General features: G+C 70.3%; 18 protein-coding genes and 4 tRNA genes. 19 read left to right on the top strand and 3 right to left on the bottom strand.

Translation table 11 applies throughout. From position 1 onward, the window contains the following. Positions 1 to 21 precede the first annotated feature (21 nt). Genes V6U81_RS12720 through V6U81_RS12710 form a run of 3 tightly spaced genes read left to right on the top strand, consistent with a single transcriptional unit; the run spans position 22 to position 2,998 of the window. Positions 22 to 1,371 carry a polysaccharide deacetylase family protein gene (locus V6U81_RS12720; protein WP_334488402.1) on the top strand — a complete coding sequence of 450 codons (1,350 nt, stop codon included), beginning with the start codon at positions 22 to 24 and terminating at the stop codon, positions 1,369 to 1,371. Continuing rightward, positions 1,371 to 2,138, top strand: a complete 768-nt coding sequence (locus V6U81_RS12715; protein WP_334488400.1) for a polysaccharide deacetylase family protein — start codon at positions 1,371 to 1,373, stop codon at positions 2,136 to 2,138. Before V6U81_RS12720 ends, V6U81_RS12715 begins: the two co-directional genes overlap by 1 nt. An 11-nt stretch (positions 2,139 to 2,149) precedes the next feature. After that, positions 2,150 to 2,998: a hypothetical protein gene (locus tag V6U81_RS12710; protein ID WP_334488398.1), complete on the top strand. Its 849-nt coding sequence runs from the start codon at positions 2,150 to 2,152 to the stop codon at positions 2,996 to 2,998. A 41-nt stretch (positions 2,999 to 3,039) separates the two neighbouring features. Here V6U81_RS12710 and V6U81_RS12705 read toward each other — a convergent pair whose 3' ends face one another. After that, entirely contained in the window at positions 3,040 to 3,651 is a 612-nt protein-coding gene (locus V6U81_RS12705; protein ID WP_334488395.1) for a permease-like cell division protein FtsX, read from the bottom strand. Continuing rightward, complete coding sequence (locus tag V6U81_RS12700; RefSeq protein WP_334488392.1) at positions 3,632 to 4,141, bottom strand: SigE family RNA polymerase sigma factor; 510 nt, start codon at positions 4,139 to 4,141, stop codon at positions 3,632 to 3,634. Before V6U81_RS12700 ends, V6U81_RS12705 begins: the two co-directional genes overlap by 20 nt. Positions 4,142 to 4,285: 144 nt before the next feature. Between V6U81_RS12700 and V6U81_RS12695 the strand changes: the two genes are divergently transcribed. Further along, positions 4,286 to 4,420 carry a hypothetical protein gene (locus tag V6U81_RS12695; protein WP_334488389.1) on the top strand — a complete coding sequence of 45 codons (135 nt, stop codon included), beginning with the start codon at positions 4,286 to 4,288 and terminating at the stop codon, positions 4,418 to 4,420. 3 nt (positions 4,421 to 4,423) lie between these two features. Here the strand turns inward: V6U81_RS12695 and V6U81_RS12690 are convergent, their stop codons facing one another. Continuing rightward, entirely contained in the window at positions 4,424 to 4,918 is a 495-nt protein-coding gene (locus V6U81_RS12690; RefSeq protein WP_334488386.1) for a YajQ family cyclic di-GMP-binding protein, read from the bottom strand. Positions 4,919 to 5,066: 148 nt separating this feature from the next. Between V6U81_RS12690 and V6U81_RS12685 the strand changes: the two genes are divergently transcribed. The 15 genes from V6U81_RS12685 to rplA all read left to right on the top strand — a co-directional run bounded on the left by V6U81_RS12685 (position 5,067) and on the right by rplA (position 16,460). Beyond that, a tRNA-Tyr gene (locus V6U81_RS12685) sits at positions 5,067 to 5,150 on the top strand. Between the two features lie 226 nt (positions 5,151 to 5,376). Continuing rightward, a complete protein-coding gene (locus tag V6U81_RS12680) occupies positions 5,377 to 5,589 on the top strand; it encodes a hypothetical protein (protein WP_334488384.1) in 213 nt (70 codons plus the stop codon). A gap of 452 nt (positions 5,590 to 6,041) precedes the next feature. Then, positions 6,042 to 8,015: a potassium transporter Kup gene (locus V6U81_RS12675; RefSeq protein WP_334488381.1), complete on the top strand. Its 1,974-nt coding sequence runs from the start codon at positions 6,042 to 6,044 to the stop codon at positions 8,013 to 8,015. 1,213 nt (positions 8,016 to 9,228) lie between these two features. Beyond that, positions 9,229 to 9,369, top strand: coding sequence for a hypothetical protein (locus V6U81_RS12670; RefSeq protein ID WP_334488378.1), 141 nt, complete (start codon positions 9,229 to 9,231; stop codon positions 9,367 to 9,369). Positions 9,370 to 9,417: 48 nt separating this feature from the next. Further along, positions 9,418 to 11,946 carry a putative bifunctional diguanylate cyclase/phosphodiesterase gene (locus V6U81_RS12665; protein WP_334488375.1) on the top strand — a complete coding sequence of 843 codons (2,529 nt, stop codon included), beginning with the start codon at positions 9,418 to 9,420 and terminating at the stop codon, positions 11,944 to 11,946. 96 nt (positions 11,947 to 12,042) lie between these two features. Beyond that, positions 12,043 to 12,115: transfer RNA gene (locus V6U81_RS12660), tRNA-Thr, on the top strand. 26 nt (positions 12,116 to 12,141) lie between these two features. Further along, positions 12,142 to 12,214: transfer RNA gene (locus V6U81_RS12655), tRNA-Met, on the top strand. 132 nt (positions 12,215 to 12,346) lie between these two features. Next, positions 12,347 to 12,514, top strand: coding sequence for a 50S ribosomal protein L33 (gene rpmG / locus V6U81_RS12650; protein WP_067301359.1), 168 nt, complete (start codon positions 12,347 to 12,349; stop codon positions 12,512 to 12,514). Between the two features lie 126 nt (positions 12,515 to 12,640). Next, the gene (locus V6U81_RS12645; RefSeq protein ID WP_334488371.1) at positions 12,641 to 13,087 is read left to right on the top strand and encodes an FAS1-like dehydratase domain-containing protein; all 447 of its coding nucleotides are present in this window, start codon (positions 12,641 to 12,643) and stop codon (positions 13,085 to 13,087) included. A 1-nt stretch (position 13,088) separates the two neighbouring features. Further along, on the top strand, positions 13,089 to 13,481 hold the full coding sequence (locus tag V6U81_RS12640; protein ID WP_334488369.1) for a MaoC family dehydratase: 393 nt from the start codon (positions 13,089 to 13,091) through the stop codon (positions 13,479 to 13,481). Between the two features lie 116 nt (positions 13,482 to 13,597). Beyond that, positions 13,598 to 13,670 (top strand) — tRNA-Trp (locus tag V6U81_RS12635). Positions 13,671 to 13,883: 213 nt separating this feature from the next. Further along, positions 13,884 to 14,279 carry a preprotein translocase subunit SecE gene (gene secE, locus V6U81_RS12630; protein WP_334488459.1) on the top strand — a complete coding sequence of 132 codons (396 nt, stop codon included), beginning with the start codon at positions 13,884 to 13,886 and terminating at the stop codon, positions 14,277 to 14,279. A 38-nt stretch (positions 14,280 to 14,317) separates the two neighbouring features. After that, complete coding sequence (nusG, locus tag V6U81_RS12625; protein WP_334488367.1) at positions 14,318 to 15,040, top strand: transcription termination/antitermination protein NusG; 723 nt, start codon at positions 14,318 to 14,320, stop codon at positions 15,038 to 15,040. Between the two features lie 186 nt (positions 15,041 to 15,226). Beyond that, on the top strand, positions 15,227 to 15,658 hold the full coding sequence (rplK, locus tag V6U81_RS12620) for a 50S ribosomal protein L11 (RefSeq protein WP_334488364.1): 432 nt from the start codon (positions 15,227 to 15,229) through the stop codon (positions 15,656 to 15,658). An 88-nt stretch (positions 15,659 to 15,746) separates the two neighbouring features. Beyond that, on the top strand, positions 15,747 to 16,460 hold the full coding sequence (gene rplA, locus V6U81_RS12615; RefSeq protein ID WP_334488361.1) for a 50S ribosomal protein L1: 714 nt from the start codon (positions 15,747 to 15,749) through the stop codon (positions 16,458 to 16,460). Positions 16,461 to 16,605 lie beyond the last annotated feature (145 nt).

The following is a 16,605-nucleotide window of genomic DNA, read 5'->3' as shown; positions in this document are numbered from 1 at the left end:
CACGGCAGTAGGGAGTCCCTGATGTCCTCGACAATCGCGCCGGTCCGCCGGTGGCCGGCGATCCTGACGGCCCTGGTGGTCGGCCTGGCGCTGCTGCTGGCGCCGGCCACCCGACCCACCGCGGCCCGGGCCGCCGGCCCCACCGTCGTCTCGCTCACCTTCGACGACGGCGGCTACGACCAGTACCTGAACGCCCGACCCCTGCTCGACGCGCACGGGATGCACGGCACCTTCTACATCAACAGTGCCCGGATCGGGGCGGCCGGCTTCATGTCGCAGGCCGACCTCGCGACCCTCGCGGCGGCCGGACACGAGATCGGCGGCCACACCGTCAGCCACGCCGCGCTCACCGCCCTATCCCCGGACGATCAGCGCCGGGAGCTGTGCAACGACCGGGTCGCCCTGCTCGGCCTCGGGTTCACCGTGAAGAACCTGGCCTATCCGTACGGTTCGGCCGACGCCACCACCCGACAGATCGCCGCCGAGTGCGGTTACAACAGCGCCCGGTCGGTCGGCGGGGTGGTCTCCCCGGGCTCCTGCAACGGTTGCCCGTACGCCGAGTCGGTGCCACCCGTCGCCGCGTACTTCACCCAGACGCCCGACTCGGTGAAGGCCACCACCACGCTGGCGACGCTGCAGGGTTACGTGACCCAGGCCGAGCAGCACGGCGGTGGCTGGGTGCAGCTCGTCATGCACCACGTCTGCGACGGGTGCGGCGAGGACTACGAGGTCAGCCCGGCGACGCTCGCGTCCTTCCTGGACTGGTTGGCGTTGCGGGCGGACGCCGGCACCACGGTGAAGACGGTCGACGAGGTGATCGGCGGAGTCCTCCAGCCGGGCGTGCCGGGTCCGTCGCTCGCCGCGCCGACGCCGGGTGAGCTGGTCCAGAACGCCTCCCTGGAGTCGGCGACCAACAACGGGTTGCCGTCCTGCTTCCAGTACGGCGGCCTCGGCACCAACACGTACGCCTGGACCCGGACGACCGACGCGCACAGCGGCTCGTACGCCCAGCAGTTGACCGTCTCCGCCTGGACCAGCGGCGACCGGAAGCTGGTGACCCGGCAGGACGCGGGCAGCTGTGCGCCACCGGCCGTCGCCGGCCACACCTACCGGGCGGGCGTCTACTACCGGGGCAGCTGGGGCGCGGGTTCCCGGGCACAGCTGGTGCTCTACTACCGGACCGCCGCCGGCTCGTGGGTCTACTGGGCGACCGGTCCGGTGGTTCCGGCGAGCGGTTCCTGGGTGGCGACCCCGGCCTACCTGACCCCGCCCGTGCCCAGCGGCGCCACCGCGTTGAGCTTCGGGCTGGCCCTGGTCGGCACGGGCAGCCTGTTGACCGACGACTACACCCTCATCGACACGGCGGGATGATGACGGATCCGATCGACACGCCGCAGGGCGGGGCGCGTGCGCCCGCCCTGCGGCGGCACCTCACCGAGCTGGCGGCCGCCCTGCTCACGCTCGCTGCGATGCTCGCCTTCACCAGCTACGTACGGCACCCGTCGGTGCCCGATCCCGGACCGAGCGGATTCACCGTCGATCCCGCGGCGCTGCACCCGGCGAGCACCGCCAACCCCTGCACCCGCGGGCGGATCATGTTGACCTTCGACGACGGTCCCGACTACTACACCCGGCCGGTGCTGGACGTGCTGCGCGCCCATGACGTCCAGGCGACGTTCTTCGTACTCGGCGCCAAGGTCCAGGCGCATCCGGAGCTGGTCGCCGCCGAGGCGGCCGACGGGCACCGGGTGGAGAACCACAGCTGGGACCATCCGCACCTGGCCGATCTCGATGCCGCCGGGGTCCGCAGCCAGCTCGTGCGGACCCAGGCCGCGGTGGTCGCGGCCGGGGCGCCGGCGCCGACCCTGCTGCGGGCTCCCTTCGGCAGCACCGGCCCGCAGGTGCACGCGCAGGCGGGGGCGTTGCGTCTGCGCGAGGTGCGGTGGACCATCGACACCAACGACTGGCGCGGGCGGACGCCCGAGGACATCGAGGCGGCCGTGCTGAGCCGGCTCGAACCGGACGCGGTGATCCTGTTGCACGACGGCAGCCGCGAGTCGGGCAACACGGTCCGTGCGCTGCCGGGCATCATCAGTGGGCTGCGGGACCGCGGCTTCTGCACCGCGCTGGTGCGTTGACGATGGGAGGGGTGACCATGACTCCTGCCGAGCGCCGGGCGACCGTCGTCGACCGGCCGACCCCGCCCGCACGTGGGCGCGTCCGGCTGCTGGTCGTGACGGCGACCGCGGTGGTCGTCGTGCTCGTCGTGGCGGCGGTCATGGTGCTCCGGACGCGGGGTGCGACCCCGGAGCCGTTCGCGCCGTCGTTCGCGGGTGCCGACGGCCTGGTGACGAACGAGTACGCCCACCGGCACCCCGACGCCCCGGGGGCGCGGGTTTCCCGGGACTGGGACGTGACCAGCGGCTCGCTGTACCGCCGTGGCGGGGTGGCGTGGTCGGGGGTGCCGGACGCCGCCGCTCCCGACGCCGCGTCCGCCGCCGGCACCGGCTCCAGCGTCTTCCGGATGAGCAGCCGCCGACACGACTTCGAGGACGTCACCGTCTCGCTCCGGCTGCGGAACCTCGGCCTGAGCGACCGCGGGCGGCAGCCGGCGACCGCGACCGACGGGCTGCACCTCTTCCTGCGCTGGAAGAACGAGACCGAGCTCTACGTGGTGTCGTTGAACCGCCGCGACGGGCGCATGGTGATCAAGAAGAAGCTGACCGGGGGAGACGTCAACGGCGGCACGTACGTCACGCTCGGCCAGGCGCCGTACCCGGTGCCGGTAGGAGTCTGGCAGTCCTTCGACGTCGCGATCGCCACCACGGCCTCGGGCTCGGTCGGCATCGACGTACGGCGGGACGACCGGATGGTGCTGGCCGTGACCGACGCGGGTACGGGTGGCGCGCCGATCGGGGGAGCGGGCGCGGTCGGGCTGCGCGGGGACAACTGCGAGTTCGAGGTCGACCAGTTCCGGGTGACGCCGGCGACCGACTGAGTTGCCGCCGGCGGTCCGGGCCGCGTAGCCCGGCCTCGCGCTCAGCCAAAGGTCCGCAGCACCTCGTCCACCCCGGGCAGGCCCTGCACCGTGCCCGCGACCTGCGGAAAGTCGCTGGGGTCGTTGAGGGTGACTACGAACGCCTCCGGCAACTGCTCCGGGCCGACCGCCGCGATCAGGTCGGCACCGCCGCACACCCCAACGTAGTTTTCCCGGAACCGTTGCCACTGCTCGGCGTGGTCGCTGAACTCGACGCCCCGGACCCCCGCCGATCCGCGCAGCACCTCACCGATCCTCCTCCGCTGTGCGTCGGTGGCCGTCTGGCTCAGATAGACCTTCGCGGTGCGGCTCTGCGCCAGGGCCCGGTCGAGAAGAGGGTGGGGCCGCTTCACCGGCGCCGGCTCGGGCGCACAGGTAGGGGAGGGCGTGGCGGCCAGCTGACCGGCCGGCCAGCCCGGCACCCCTGTGCCGATCAGCGCCGGCAGTAGGGCGGTGCCGGCGACCGCCACCGCGGCCGCCGCCCCGGTCAGTGCTGCGGCCCGGCGCCGGCTCCGGGCGCGTCCCCGGGCCCGGACCTCCGCTGGCGGGGCCAGCCGGAGGGCGGCCACGTCCTGCTCCAGCCCTGCCAGTCCTTCAGCGATTCGTGATGACATCGACATCCTCCAGCTCCTCGTCGCCCAGCAGGACCGCGAGCGCGGCGCGCCCCCGGGAGAGGTAGGCCTTGACGGTCCCGGTCGGCATGCCGGTGCTGGCGGCGACGGCCGCCACGGACATGTCGTGCAGGTGGTGCAGCACGACGACCCGCCGCTGCGCCTCCGGCAGTGCCGCCAACGCGTCGAGCACGGCCACCCGGTCGGGGTTGGGCCCGGGTGCCGGTGCCGTCGGTCCCAGCCGGACCCGGGCCGCCGCCCAGCGGCGCAGGCCGCGCCACCGGTTCACCGACAGGCGCCAGGCGACCGTCCGCACCCAGGCCGCGGGATCGTCGTACTCCCGCAGCCGCGACCACCGCTGCCAGGCCCGGGCGTACGCCTCCTGCGCCGCGTCCTGCGCCTCGCCGAGATCGCCGCAGAGCGCGTAGACGTGCAGCACCGTGCGGCGCGCCGTGGCCGTGTAGAAGGCGTCGAAGTCGTCGGACCCGTCCATGCGCATCTCCTCCTGCCGGACTCTCCACAGCAGGACACCCCGCACCGCCCCCGACGGTTACACCCCGGGAGGTCGGGAAACGCCGAGCGGCCGGCCCCGGATGGGGACGGCCGCTCGGCGAGGTGACCGGGGTTCGCCCGATCCGTGGTGCATCACGCGGTGGTGGACGGGTACAGCCTGATCATGTTTCTCTTCTTCTCGAACCGGGTCGGCTGCCTCGGGTCGCTGCTGATCAGCGCGATCCTGACCGTGGTGCTGCTGTTGATCTTCTCGCGCTGAGCCTCAGCGGTAGTTGGTGAACTGCAGGGCGACGCCGAAGTCCTCGCCCTTGAGCAGGGCGATGACCGCCTGGAGGTCGTCCTTCTTCTTGCCGGTGACCCGGAGCTGGTCGCCCTGGATCTGCGCCTGGACGCCCTTGGGGCCTTCGTCGCGGATCTTCTTGCTGATCGTCTTGGCCTTGTCGGTGTCGATGCCCTGGATGACCTTGCAGTCGATCTTGAAGACCTTGCCCGACGAGCGCGGGTCGCCGGCGTCCAGCGACTTCAGGGAGATGTTCCGCTTGACCAGCTTCTCCTTGAAGACGTCCAGTGCGGCGCTGACCCGCTCCTCGGTCTCCGCCTGGAGGCTGATCGTCTCCTCGCCCGACCAGGAGATCTCCGCGCCGGTGCCGCGGAAGTCGAACCGCTGCGCGAGCTCCTTCTCCGCCTGGCGGAGGGCGTTGTCGACCTCCTGGCGGTCGACCTTGCTCACGATGTCGAACGACGGGTTCGCTGCCATGCTCATGCTCCTGCTGTCCGGCGGTCAAAGCTGTGCGGTCGCGGCCCGACCAGCGCCACGACCCCCTGACGGTACCCGCTTGCGGCAGGCCCGGGGGCAACCGCTATCCTTGCTTCCGCCGCCGCGTTGCGACGTGGTGGGGTGCCCTGGCGGGTTGCCCGAGCGGCCAATGGGAGCGGACTGTAAATCCGTCGCGAAAGCTACAGAGGTTCGAATCCTCTACCCGCCACCAGGGAGCGACAGGCCTCTGACCTGCGGAAACGTAGGATCAGGGGCCTTCGTCGTCTCCTGATCCCGTTGACCGCTATTGCCCCTGGTGACCCGGTCGATCGGGCGCGCAACGTGGGGGACCGCGAAGCGGCTTTGCCTTGGCAAGGGACGATCTCGCGCGCGACGCGGGTTTGCTGCGGGCTGCCACCCTCGGGGGCATGCCTCTGTGGTCGGCTAACGAGCCGATCATGGCGAAGCCGGCATCGAGCCTCGCCGCAACGGTGTCGGGCCTTGTCATGGGCGCCGCAGTGCTGCTATTCGGCCTCGTCAGCTACGGGCGGGCGATCTGCCTGGAGATCTACGGGACCCGATCTGGGGCGGAGGTGGTGGCGGAGCGGCACATCCGCCCCTCCTCCGTGACGGTGCGGCTCGCCGACACCGGACGTGAGGTGAAGCTGTAGGCGTGGCGGGGCTCTCCCTGGGTCGGCGATACGCTGACCGTCACCCGTTGAGGCGGCCTGGTCAAGGACACGCGGGCGTTCGTCCCGGGGCACCACCCGTGATCACGGGCAGAGGAGCCCTGATGACGGGTGTGCCAACTCATAGCGGTGTACCGAGTCCGCCGCCACGCCCAGAATCGCGAGTTGTACGGGTGAGGGCTGCGGTTCACCAACTACAGGTAAGACGATTCGGCGGTTGCTGGTCGCTACGAAGTGACCCTCCGCAACTTGGGCAGAGGCCGTCGGCACCTGTCGTCATTGGGCAGCGTTGTTCAGCGCCCGACGGCCCTGCGGCGGCCCAGCTCGCGGGCGCGGTTGCCCGACCCCTCCTGCGCCCTGCCCTTCAGAGTTGGCCTGACCAAAGTTTGGAGGTCTGGGGTAATAAGCGGCATGCGGGTTGCTATGCCTGTGGGGTGGCGGAGCGTGCGAACAACGAGCAGTCTGCCGTAGGCGGCAAGGAGCCTGCGGAGGATGGTGGGACGGCGTCCCAGACATCACTGGCGGGTCGCCCGACGGCGGGCCTGGGACTGCTGCTGGGCGCGTTGGGTGTCGTGTACGGCGACATCGGCACGAGCCCGCTGTACGCGCTGAAGACCGTCTTCACCCTCGACCGCAGCCTGACACCGGACGCCCCCGACGTGTTCGGCGTGATCTCGTGGGTCTTCTGGTCGATCATCCTGATCGTGTCGGTCAAATACGTCAGCTTCATTCTGCGGGCCGACAACGACGGCGAGGGCGGGGTGATGGCCCTGGCCGCCCTCGCCCGAAGGGCGCTGCTCAAGGCCAGCGAGAAGCGCGCCGCCACCGTTCTCACGCTCGGGGCGCTCGGCGCAGCCCTGTTCTACGGCGACAGCGTGATCACCCCGGCGATCTCGGTGTTGTCGGCGGTGGAAGGGCTGGAGGTCATCTCCCCACGGTGGGCGGTGGTGGTCCTGCCGGTGTCGGCGGTGATCCTCACCCTGCTGTTCGCCATCCAGCGATGGGGCACCGGACGGGTCGGGGCCGTGTTCGGGCCGATCATGGTGCTGTGGTTCGCCAGTCTCGCCGTGGCCGGCGCGGCCGAGGTGATACGTCACCCGAGCGTTCTGTTCGGCCTTTCACCGACGTATGCGGCTCTTTTCGTCGTGGACCACCCGGTCATCGCGTTCATCGCGATGGGTGCCGTCGTGCTGGCGATCACCGGCGCCGAAGCGCTCTACGCCGACATGGGGCACTTCGGCCGCGCCCCGATCCGCCGGGCCTGGTTCGCGATCGTGTTCCCCGCGCTGACCCTCAACTACCTCGGCCAGGGCGCGTTGATCCTCCGGACGCCGGACGGCCGGAATGATCCGTTCTTCCTGCTGCTACCGGGCTGGGCGCGGCTGCCGATGGTCATCCTGGCCACCGTGGCCACCGTGATCGCATCCCAGGCGGTGATATCCGGGGCGTTCTCGGTGTCCCGGGAGGCCATGCGGCTGGGCTTCCTGCCGCATCTGCGCATCCGGCAGACCTCCCGCCGCGAGTACGGGCAAGTCTATCTGCCCGGGGTGAATTGGAGCCTGTTCGCGGCAGTCCTGCTGGTGACGTTCGCATTCGGCTCCTCCACGAACCTTGCCGCCGCCTACGGGGTGGCAGTCACCGGCACATTCCTGATCACCACGACCCTGTTCCTCGTCGTCGCACGGATGCTGTGGCAGTGGACCACCTGGCAGCTGGCGCTGTTCGCGGTCGTCTTCGGCAGCATCGAGCTGACCTTCTTCACCGCGAACCTGGCCAAGGTCACCCACGGCGGGTGGCTGACCCTGCTCATCGCGATCACCGTGTTCACGATCCTGCTGACATGGCAGCGCGGAGCCGAGCTCGTCACCGCCCGACGGACCGAGCGAGAAGGACCGCTCCGCGACTTCATCGACACCCTGCACGCCACGAACGTCCCCCGGGTGCCGGGCACCGCGGTGTTCCCCCACCCCAACAAGGAGACCACCCCTCTGGCGCTGCGCGCCAACGTCGCGCACAACCACGTCCGGCACGACAAAATTGTGATCATTACCGGTCGCACCGCCAACGTCCCGCACATTCCCTGGAACCAGCGCCTCACAATCGACGATCTCGGCGACCCGAACGACGGCATCATCCACATCACCGCCGTCTTCGGCTTTCAGGACCCCACCGACTTCCCCGAGGTTGTGTGCCGCGCCGCCCCCCACCCCCTCGCCGAAGGCATCGCCCTCGACGAAGTCTCCTACTTCGTCTCGCGGATCACCCTGCGCTGCACCCGTAGCCCCGGTATGGCCATCTGGCGTAAACGCCTGTTCATCGCCCTCGCCCACAACGCCGCCAGCCAAACCGAGTTCCTTCACCTGCCCGAGGAATGCACCATCGTCCTCAGCGCCGAAGTCCCCGTCTGAACCCGCCCCGGGCTCTCAAGGTCGTCGTCCCCCGCTGCTGTGGGTGGCCCACCTCGCCGCCCACGTGCCACCATCAATCGATGGTCGCCCCCGAAGACCGGTCCCGCCTGCCTGAGATCCGGCCTGCCGCTCCGGGTGAGGGACTTCTCGCCGGCCCTCGTGCTGGTCCCTCACCACCGCGGATGGTGACCGGTATGAACGACTCGCCGGTGGAGAACGAGGCAGGTAACCCGCGTCGTGCCAGGGCCGAGTTCGTCCTCGCTGCAGCCCTCGCAGTGTTGGCGTGGCTGTTTGCCGGTCTTCCCGTCACCATGGCGGTGGCCGCCCACCGTGCTGACGTTTCGGACAACCTGACGGGCCTGGCTGTTGCGAGCCTGCTCCCGTTGGTGCTGGTGGCTGCTTTGGTCTTACCGCCGCTTCCGCCTGGTGCTACCGCGGGATCTGGGGTGGCCGGGCATCCTGGGTGATCGCGATAGCGACAGCGGTCGCGGCAGTTGCCGCGATCTGCGTCTGGTGTGGGGGCGCAGCTACCGGAATGGCCGAGCGTCCTGCCCCTCCGGGTCGGACCATCGACGCCTGAGGGTGCGGCCCGCGTTCGTGCAGCGCCTTCATTCCGCACGGCCTTCGGGTGACGCACCGTAGCTGGGTCGGTGACTCGCACGGCGTCCTGGCCGCCGCTCGCCCCGCTCGGCCACTCCTATGCGGTACCCGCGGCCGTTCCGCACGCGGACCCGCTGCCGGTCCGCAGTGGACGGGCTCGGACGGGCGACGGGTGTCCGACGAACGTCTGGCGTTCTTGTGGCCGGACGGGGCATGCTCGTGGCCGGGTGGCCGTCGTGGGGTGGTCGGTGCGCGGAGTGCCGGAGTGTCGGGGCGGAAGAGTATCGTCGGCTGTCGATAGTGGTGACGTGGAGGCGCCAGCCGGTGGCGGAAAGACGAATTCCGTTACGGGCGTTGTGCCACGTGAGGGGGCTTCTGCCGCAATGGCCCCTGCTCGCCAGTGAGGAGCAGGATCACGGCTAAAGGCCGAACCCGCAGCATGTGCCTACTGGTCTCAGCCTCAGGGTCCCCCGCCTGGTGACCTACCCCTGGCCGATCGGATCGACCCGTGCGGGCGACCCTCATCGGCCGTCCGTCCGCTTTGCGGGTCGGTCCGGCTGTGGCACGATCGTGGAACCTCTACCACCCGTGACACTTCCCGACAGGAGCGAACATGTCTGGTCGAAGGATGGGCCGGCTGCTTGGCTCGTTTCTCGTGCTCGCCGCGCTCGTCGGCGGCGTCCTCGTCGGCAACGGTTGGGACCTCGGGGGCGCCCAGACCATGGATGTCATCTGGAACATGCCCGCCCGCTGACGGCCGGTCGGGTCGGGCTGAGGCGGCAAGGTCTCTAGAGGGGGCGGCATGGCGGGTTCCGGCCGCACGGGCCCCCGTTCGACGGACCACGCCTGGCTGATCACCGGCCCACTGGTCCTGTTCGCGGTGGTCTGCTCCACCGTGACCGGCATGATCGCCGCGCGCCCCTTCGGGGAGTGGCCGCTGGCCACCGTGCTGCTGATCGCCATGGTGGCGGCCGGGCTGCCGGTGCTCAACTTCACCGTCCGGCGCCAGTCGCTCGGGGTCACCCTCACCGAGATCCCGCTGGTGCTGGCGTTCTACTTCGTCCGGCCGCTCACGGTCGTGGTCATCTACACGCTGGCGGGAATCCTCACCCAGCTGCAGCACCGGATGGGGCACACCAAGCTCTGGTTCAACGTGGCCCGTGCCGCCGCGGGCTCCTCCGTCGCCGTGCTGGCGCTGCAGGTCTTCCCGCCGGTGGAGGGGGTCGGCCCCCGGACGTGGCTGACCCTGTTCGTGGCGGCCAGCATGGTCAACCTGGTCAGCATCACCTCGGTCGCCGGGGTGCACACCCTGCTCCAGGGCTGGCAGGCCGGCCGGGAGGCGTTCCGCAAGTCCCCGTCGATGCTGCTGGCCGCGGCGATCAACATCGTCTGCGGCCTGATCATCCTGATCCTGATCGCCAACACCTGGTGGTCGCTGCTGCTGCTCGGCGCGTTGACCACGGCACTTGTCCTGGTCTACCGGGCGTACGCGCAGTTCTTCCGCCAGCACCGCACCCTCACCGACATGTACGAACTCAGCCGGGCGGTGAGCGAGAGCGGCCAGGACGGCACCCTCGCCGACGCCCTGCTCGGCCGGGTCCGGGCCCTGATGCAGGCGGAGTACGCCACCCTGTGGCTGCCCGCCCAGGGCCGGCACCCAGAGGTGCTGTTGACCTCGCGGATCGCCGACTCCGGCCTGTTGGACGTCGCGCCGACTCCGGCCGAGCTGCGGCAGCGGGCCCGGGACAAGGGCCGGACCGTCGTGCTGGGGCGGGGGATGACCAGCGACGGTGACCTGCGGGGGCCGGTGTCGGCGCAGGGGGTCAAGGACGTCATTGCCGTCCCGCTCCGCTCGGGGCAGGCCGTGATCGGCACCCTGGAAGTGGTGAACCGCCTCGGAGCGAGCAACTACTTCGTCCGTACCGACGTGCCGCTGCTGGAGACCGTCGGGGCGCACGCCGCGGTGGCCCTGGAGAACTCGCGTCTGGTGGACCGGCTGCGGCACGACGCGTACCACGACGCGTTGACGAAGCTGCCCAATCGCAGGCGGATCAGTGGCGCGCTGGACGAGGCGGTCAAGATCCGGGCGCCGGGCGAGGTGGTGGCGCTGCTGCTGTTCGACGTTGACCGGCTGCGCCAGGTCAACGAGTCGCTCGGCCACGCCGCGGGGGACAAGGTGCTGGCCGAGGTCGCGGCCCGGCTACGGGCCTGTGCGCCGTCGTCGGCCCTGGTCGGGCGGGCGGGGGGCGACGAGTTCCTGGTGACGCTCCGGCTGGAGAGCGCCGACGCGGCCATCGAGCTCGCCGGCCAGCTACGGGAGCAGATCCGAGACGAGATGGTCTTCGACGCGCTCACCCTGGACGTCGACACCGCCGTCGGGGTGGTGGTGCACCCGGACCACGGAAGTGACGCGGCGTCCCTGCTCCAGCGCGTGGATCTGGCGGCTACGGCGGCCAAGTCGGTGCCCGGCAGCGTGCAACTGTTCAATCCGGCGCTGGAGTCGCGCTCGCTGCGCCGGCTCGGCCTCGCCGGCGACCTGCGCCGAGCGCTCGAGGACGAGGCGCTGGAGGTCTATTTCCAGCCCAAGGTGACCCTGCGGGACCGCCGCCTGGTCGGGGTGGAGTGCCTGGCCCGCTGGGAGCACCCGGCGCACGGCACGGTGGCCCCGGAGGACTTCGTCGCGGTGGCCGAGCACACCGGCCAGCTGGGCCGGCTCACCGAGTTCGTGCTCCGCGAGGGGCTGCGGCGCAGCCGGGACTGGAGCCACGGCGACCGGCCGCTCGCGGTGGCGGTCAACCTCTCCGCCCGCAGCCTCACCGACCAGCACTTCCCGAACCGGGTCCGGGAGCTGCTGGAGGAGTACCGGGTGCCGCCGCAGCTGCTCACCCTGGAGATCAAGGAGGCCGGGGTGCTGGACGGCACCGAGCGGCCGATCCCCACCCTGCGCCGGCTGGGGGACCTCGGCGTACGGCTCTCCGTGGACGACTTCGGCACCGGGGACTCGTCCCTGGCCCACCTGCGTCGGCTGCCGGTGCACGAGGTGAAGGTGGACCGCTCCTTCGTGCAGGGCATGGCGACCGATCCGGGCGACCTGGCGATCGTCAACGCGGTGGTGACTCTCTCCCAGCAGTTCGGTCTGGCCGTGGTCGCCGAGGGTGTGGAGAGCGAGCTGACCCTCGAGCTGCTGCAGGACATCGGCTGCGAGATCGGGCAGGGATTCCTGTTCAGCCGCCCCCTGCCGTACGAGCGGCTGGAGGCTTGGTTCGGCGCCCAGGTGGACCCGGAGACGATCTCCGCGGGGGAGCTTCCGCGCCTCCGTGTCGTGCCCTGATCAGGGCGTACGCCCGACAAGGGGAGCCGATTTCACCGGTGGCGTGGGGCCGTGTAATGTATCTCCTGCGCGACGCCCTCCGGGGTGATCGGGTAGGCCCCCTTAGCTCAGTCGGCAGAGCGTCTCCATGGTAAGGAGAAGGTCTACGGTTCGATTCCGTAAGGGGGCTCAGAGGGTCCGGCTGGACCCGCCTGCGGCGGTGTAGCTCAGATGGCAGAGCAAGCGGCTCATAATCGCTGTGTCGCCGGTTCAAGTCCGGCCACCGCTACTCTCGTCCTCCGGGCCAGTTCCCGGCGGTCGGTGGGACGGGCGCCACAGGCGCCCACTTTGCATGTCCGCGCATTGCCCGCATAGGCTGATGCGTCGTAGTTGTTATCCGTAGCGAGGAAGGCACTCCGCCGTGGCGAAGGCGACCGATGTCCGGCCGAAGATCACTCTGGCGTGTGTGGAGTGCAAGGAGCGCAACTACATCACGCGCAAGAACCGTCGTAACGACCCGGACCGTATCGAGCTGAAGAAGTTCTGCCCCCGGGACGGCAAGCACACGATCCACCGCGAGACCCGCTGACCTGCGGTCGGCTCTGCCGGCCCGGTCCTACAGCGACACCCGAACGCCGATCCGCACGGATGGCGCGGCCTGAGCCGCCCGTCCCGTACGGGTCGGCGTTCGTACTTTCCGTGTAGGTTCGGCGGCATGTCCCTGGACCCGTCCTTCGTCGGCCGGACGTATCCGCCGACCGCCCCCTATCAGGTGGGCCGAGAAAAGATCCGCGAGTTCGCCACCGCGGTGGGCGCCACCGAGCCCGCCCACCACGACCCGGCGGCGGCCCGCGCCCTCGGGCACCCCGACGTGGTCGCGCCGCCGACCTTCCCGGTGGTGGTCACCATGGCCGCCAGCCGGCAGATCATCGAGGACCCGGCGCTGGGCGTCGACTACAGCCGGGTGGTCCACGGCGACCAGCGCTTCGCGTACACCCGGCCGGTGGTGGCCGGCGACGAGCTGGTCTGCGTGAACACCATCGAGGAGGTCACCACGCGGGGCGGGCACGGCTTCCTGACCACCCGTACCGACGTGAGCACCGTCGCCGGCGAGCCGGTGGTCGCCGTCTGGTCCAAGATCGTCGTACGCGGGGAGGCCTGAGATGGAGCTGCCGACGCAGACGTACCGGGTGACCCGGGCGGACCTGGTCCGCTATGCGGGCGCCTCGGGCGACTTCAACCCGATCCACTGGAGCGACCGGACCGCCACCAAGGTCGGCCTGCCCGGGGTGATCGCCCACGGGATGTTCACCATGGCACTGGTCGGCCGGGCGGTGACCACCTGGGCCGGGGCCGCCGACGCGGTGGTCGACTTCGGTGTCCGGTTCACCCGTCCGGTGGTCGTCCCGGACGACGACCAGGGCACCGAGATCGAGGTCGCCGCGGTGGTCAAGGAGGTCACCGAAGACGGTTTGACCAGGCTCGACATCACCGCGACCTGCCTGGGGGACAAGGTCCTGTCGCAGGCCCGGGCGACGGTCCGCACCTCCCGCTGACACGTGATGGGGAGGACCGGTTGGGAAAGTCGGGACGGTACCCGTACACTGGTCCGCCGTGGGGCAAGTGACCCCTGCGCGACCGTCATGGTCGGGCGGGGCGAGCGTCGCCGCACAGGGGTGTAGCTCAATTGGCAGAGCAGCGGTCTCCAAAACCGCAGGCTGCAGGTTCAAGTCCTGTCACCCCTGCGCCTCAGGCCTGACCGTTCCCGTGGGTCGCGCCGCCTAATGGCGGCGTCCGGCCCGTGGTGGTGGTATCGGCGGGGTGGTTCCGAGGCAATCGGGCCCCCTTCGTCCGGTCCGCCGGCCGCGGCCCGTCGCGGGACGGTTGGTCCGGCCGGCGTGACCAGCGCCGCGTACGCCTATCGGCGTGCGACCCGACATCCCGCGACGGAGGGCGAAGTGGCCGAGAGCAAGCGGCGCGGCGAGGACGCCGGCGACGACGATCTGCGCGACGAGATCGTCGACGAGGTGGCCGCCGACGACGACGCCACCGAAGCGGACGAGCCGGTTTCCCGGGGCGGCACCGCGACCCGTGCGCGGGCCCGTGCCGGTTCGGCCGACAGCAAGCCGAGGACCCGGACCGACAAGGACCGGGTGGGGCTGTTCGCCCGCATCGCGCGTTTCTTCCGCGAGGTGGTCGCCGAACTGCGTAAGGTCATCTGGCCGACCCGCAAGGAACTACTGACCTACACGGCCGTGGTGGTCACCTTCGTCGCGGTGATGCTGACGATCGTGGGCCTGCTGGACTTCGCGTTCGCGAAGGGCGTGCTGTGGGTCTTCGGCAACCCCAGCTGACCGGCCGACTGAGCCGATAGTGACGGAAGTGAGCGAGCGTGCCTGAGTACGACGAGACCGCCGAGACCACGGACGAGCAGTCCACGGTGGCGACGGCGGCCAGTGACGAGTCGGTCGAGGCCGCCAGCGAGCCGGAGTTCCCGACCACCGAGCCGGCCCCGGACGAGGAGTACGACCCGGTCGCCGAGCTGCGCCAGAAGCTGCGCTACGCGCCCGGCGACTGGTACGTGGTGCACTCGTACGCCGGCTATGAGAACAAGGTCAAGACCAACCTCGAGACCCGGATCACCTCCCTCGACATGGAGGACTTCATCTACCAGGTCGAGGTGCCGACCCGGGAAGAGGTCGAGGTCAAGAACGGCAAGCGGTCGCAGATCCAGGCGAAGGTCTTCCCGGGCTACATCCTGGTCCGGATGGAGCTGACCGCGGAGTCCTACTCCTGCGTCCGCAACACCCCGGGCGTCACCGGCTTCGTCGGTGCCACCGACCGGGCCGACCGGCCGGCGCCGCTGAGCCTCGACGAGGTGCTCAAGTGGCTCGCCCCGGCGGTGGAGACCGAGCAGAAGAAGGCCAAGCCCGAGGTCAGGGTCCTGGACTTCGAGGTCGGCGACTCGGTCACCGTCACCGACGGCGCGTTCGCCTCGCTGCCGGCGACGATCAGCGAGATCAACGCCGACCAGCAGAAGCTCAAGGTGCTGGTGTCGATCTTCGGCCGCGAGACCCCGGTCGAGCTGAACTTCAATCAGGTCGCCAAGATCTGACGCGTACGCTGGTCGCCGGCGGTGGGCTTCGGCCTGCCGCCGGCGTCGTCGTCCCGGCCTCCGCCGACCTCGGCGGAGGGGGCTGCGGGACGTTGCGCTACTCTTGAACGTCGCCGTTGTCGCACCGCGCTGACCGTGCGCGCCCGCGGCCGGCACATTTCCCAGTTTCAAGCCCCAGGAAGTGACATGCCTCCGAAGAAGAAGCTCGTCAAGACGTTCACGCTTCAGCTGAAGGCGGGCCAGGCCACGCCGGCGCCGCCGGTCGGCCCCGCGCTCGGCCAGCACGGCGTGAACATCATGGAGTTCTGCAAGTCCTACAACGCGCAGACCGAGGCTCAGCGGGGCGACATCGTCCCCGCCGAGATCAGCGTCTACGAGGACCGCAGCTTCAGCTTCGTGCTGAAGACCCCGCCCGCCGCCCGGCTGCTGATCAAGGCCGCCGGTGTGGAGAAGGGCTCGGGCGTCCCGCAGAGCCAGAAGGTCGGCTCGGTCACCCGCGCCCAGGTGCGCGAGATCGCCGAGAAGAAGATGGTCGACCTCAACGCCAACGACCTCGACCAGGCTGAGAAGATCATCGCCGGCACCGCCCGGTCGATGGGCATCGTCGTCAACGACTGACGTCGGCCTCGGCAGACCAGACCAGACCAAGATCGTGGGAGGGCGCGCGGACACCGCGGCCCGCCAAAGACCACAGGAGTAGTCAGAAATGCAGCGCAGCAAGACCTACCGCAAGGCCGCCGAGGTCATCGACCGGGCGAAGCTCTACACCCCCGCCGAGGCCGTCAAGCTGGCCAAGGACACCACCAGCACCAAGTTCGACGCCACGGTCGAGGTCGCGATGCGCCTCGGCGTCGACCCCCGCAAGGCGGACCAGATGGTCCGCGGCACGGTCAACCTGCCGCACGGCACCGGTAAGACCGCCCGCGTGATCGTCTTCGCCGCCGGCGCGAAGGCCGAGGAGGCCGCCGCCGCCGGTGCGGACGAGGTGGGCACGGACGAGCTCGTCGCCCGGATCCAGGGCGGCTGGCTGGACTTCGACGCGGCGATCGCCACCCCGGACCAGATGGCCAAGATCGGCCGGATCGCGCGGATCCTGGGCCCGCGCGGCCTGATGCCGAACCCGAAGACGGGCACGGTGACCATGGACGTCACCAAGGCCGTCTCGGACATCAAGGGCGGTAAGATCACCTTCCGGGTGGACAAGCACTCCAACCTGCACCTGATCATCGGCAAGGCCTCGTTCTCCGAGACCCAGCTGATCGACAACTACGCCGCCGTCCTCGACGAGGTGCTCCGTGCCAAGCCGTCCGCGGCCAAGGGCAAGTACCTCAGGAAGGTCGTCCTGACCACCACCATGGGCCCGGGTGTCCCGGTCGACCCGAACGTGGTGAAGAACCTCCGGGAGACCCCCGAGGGCTGAGCACGACGCCCGTGAAGGGGCCCCGCCACGAGTCGTGGCGGGGCCCCTTCCGTTACGGGGCCGGCAGGTGCGGTCGGCGCCCTGGTCCTCGGCCTGAGTGGCTCGGTGGCCCCATGGGCGGCCCCGCCGGTGCTGGCGGACCACC

The sequence above is a fragment of the Micromonospora lacuserhaii genome (genome assembly GCF_036902735.1).
GTDB lineage: Bacteria > Actinomycetota > Actinomycetes > Mycobacteriales > Micromonosporaceae > Micromonospora.
Note: the sequence above shows the minus strand (reverse complement) of the source record. Positions and strands in the feature narration are given on the sequence as shown.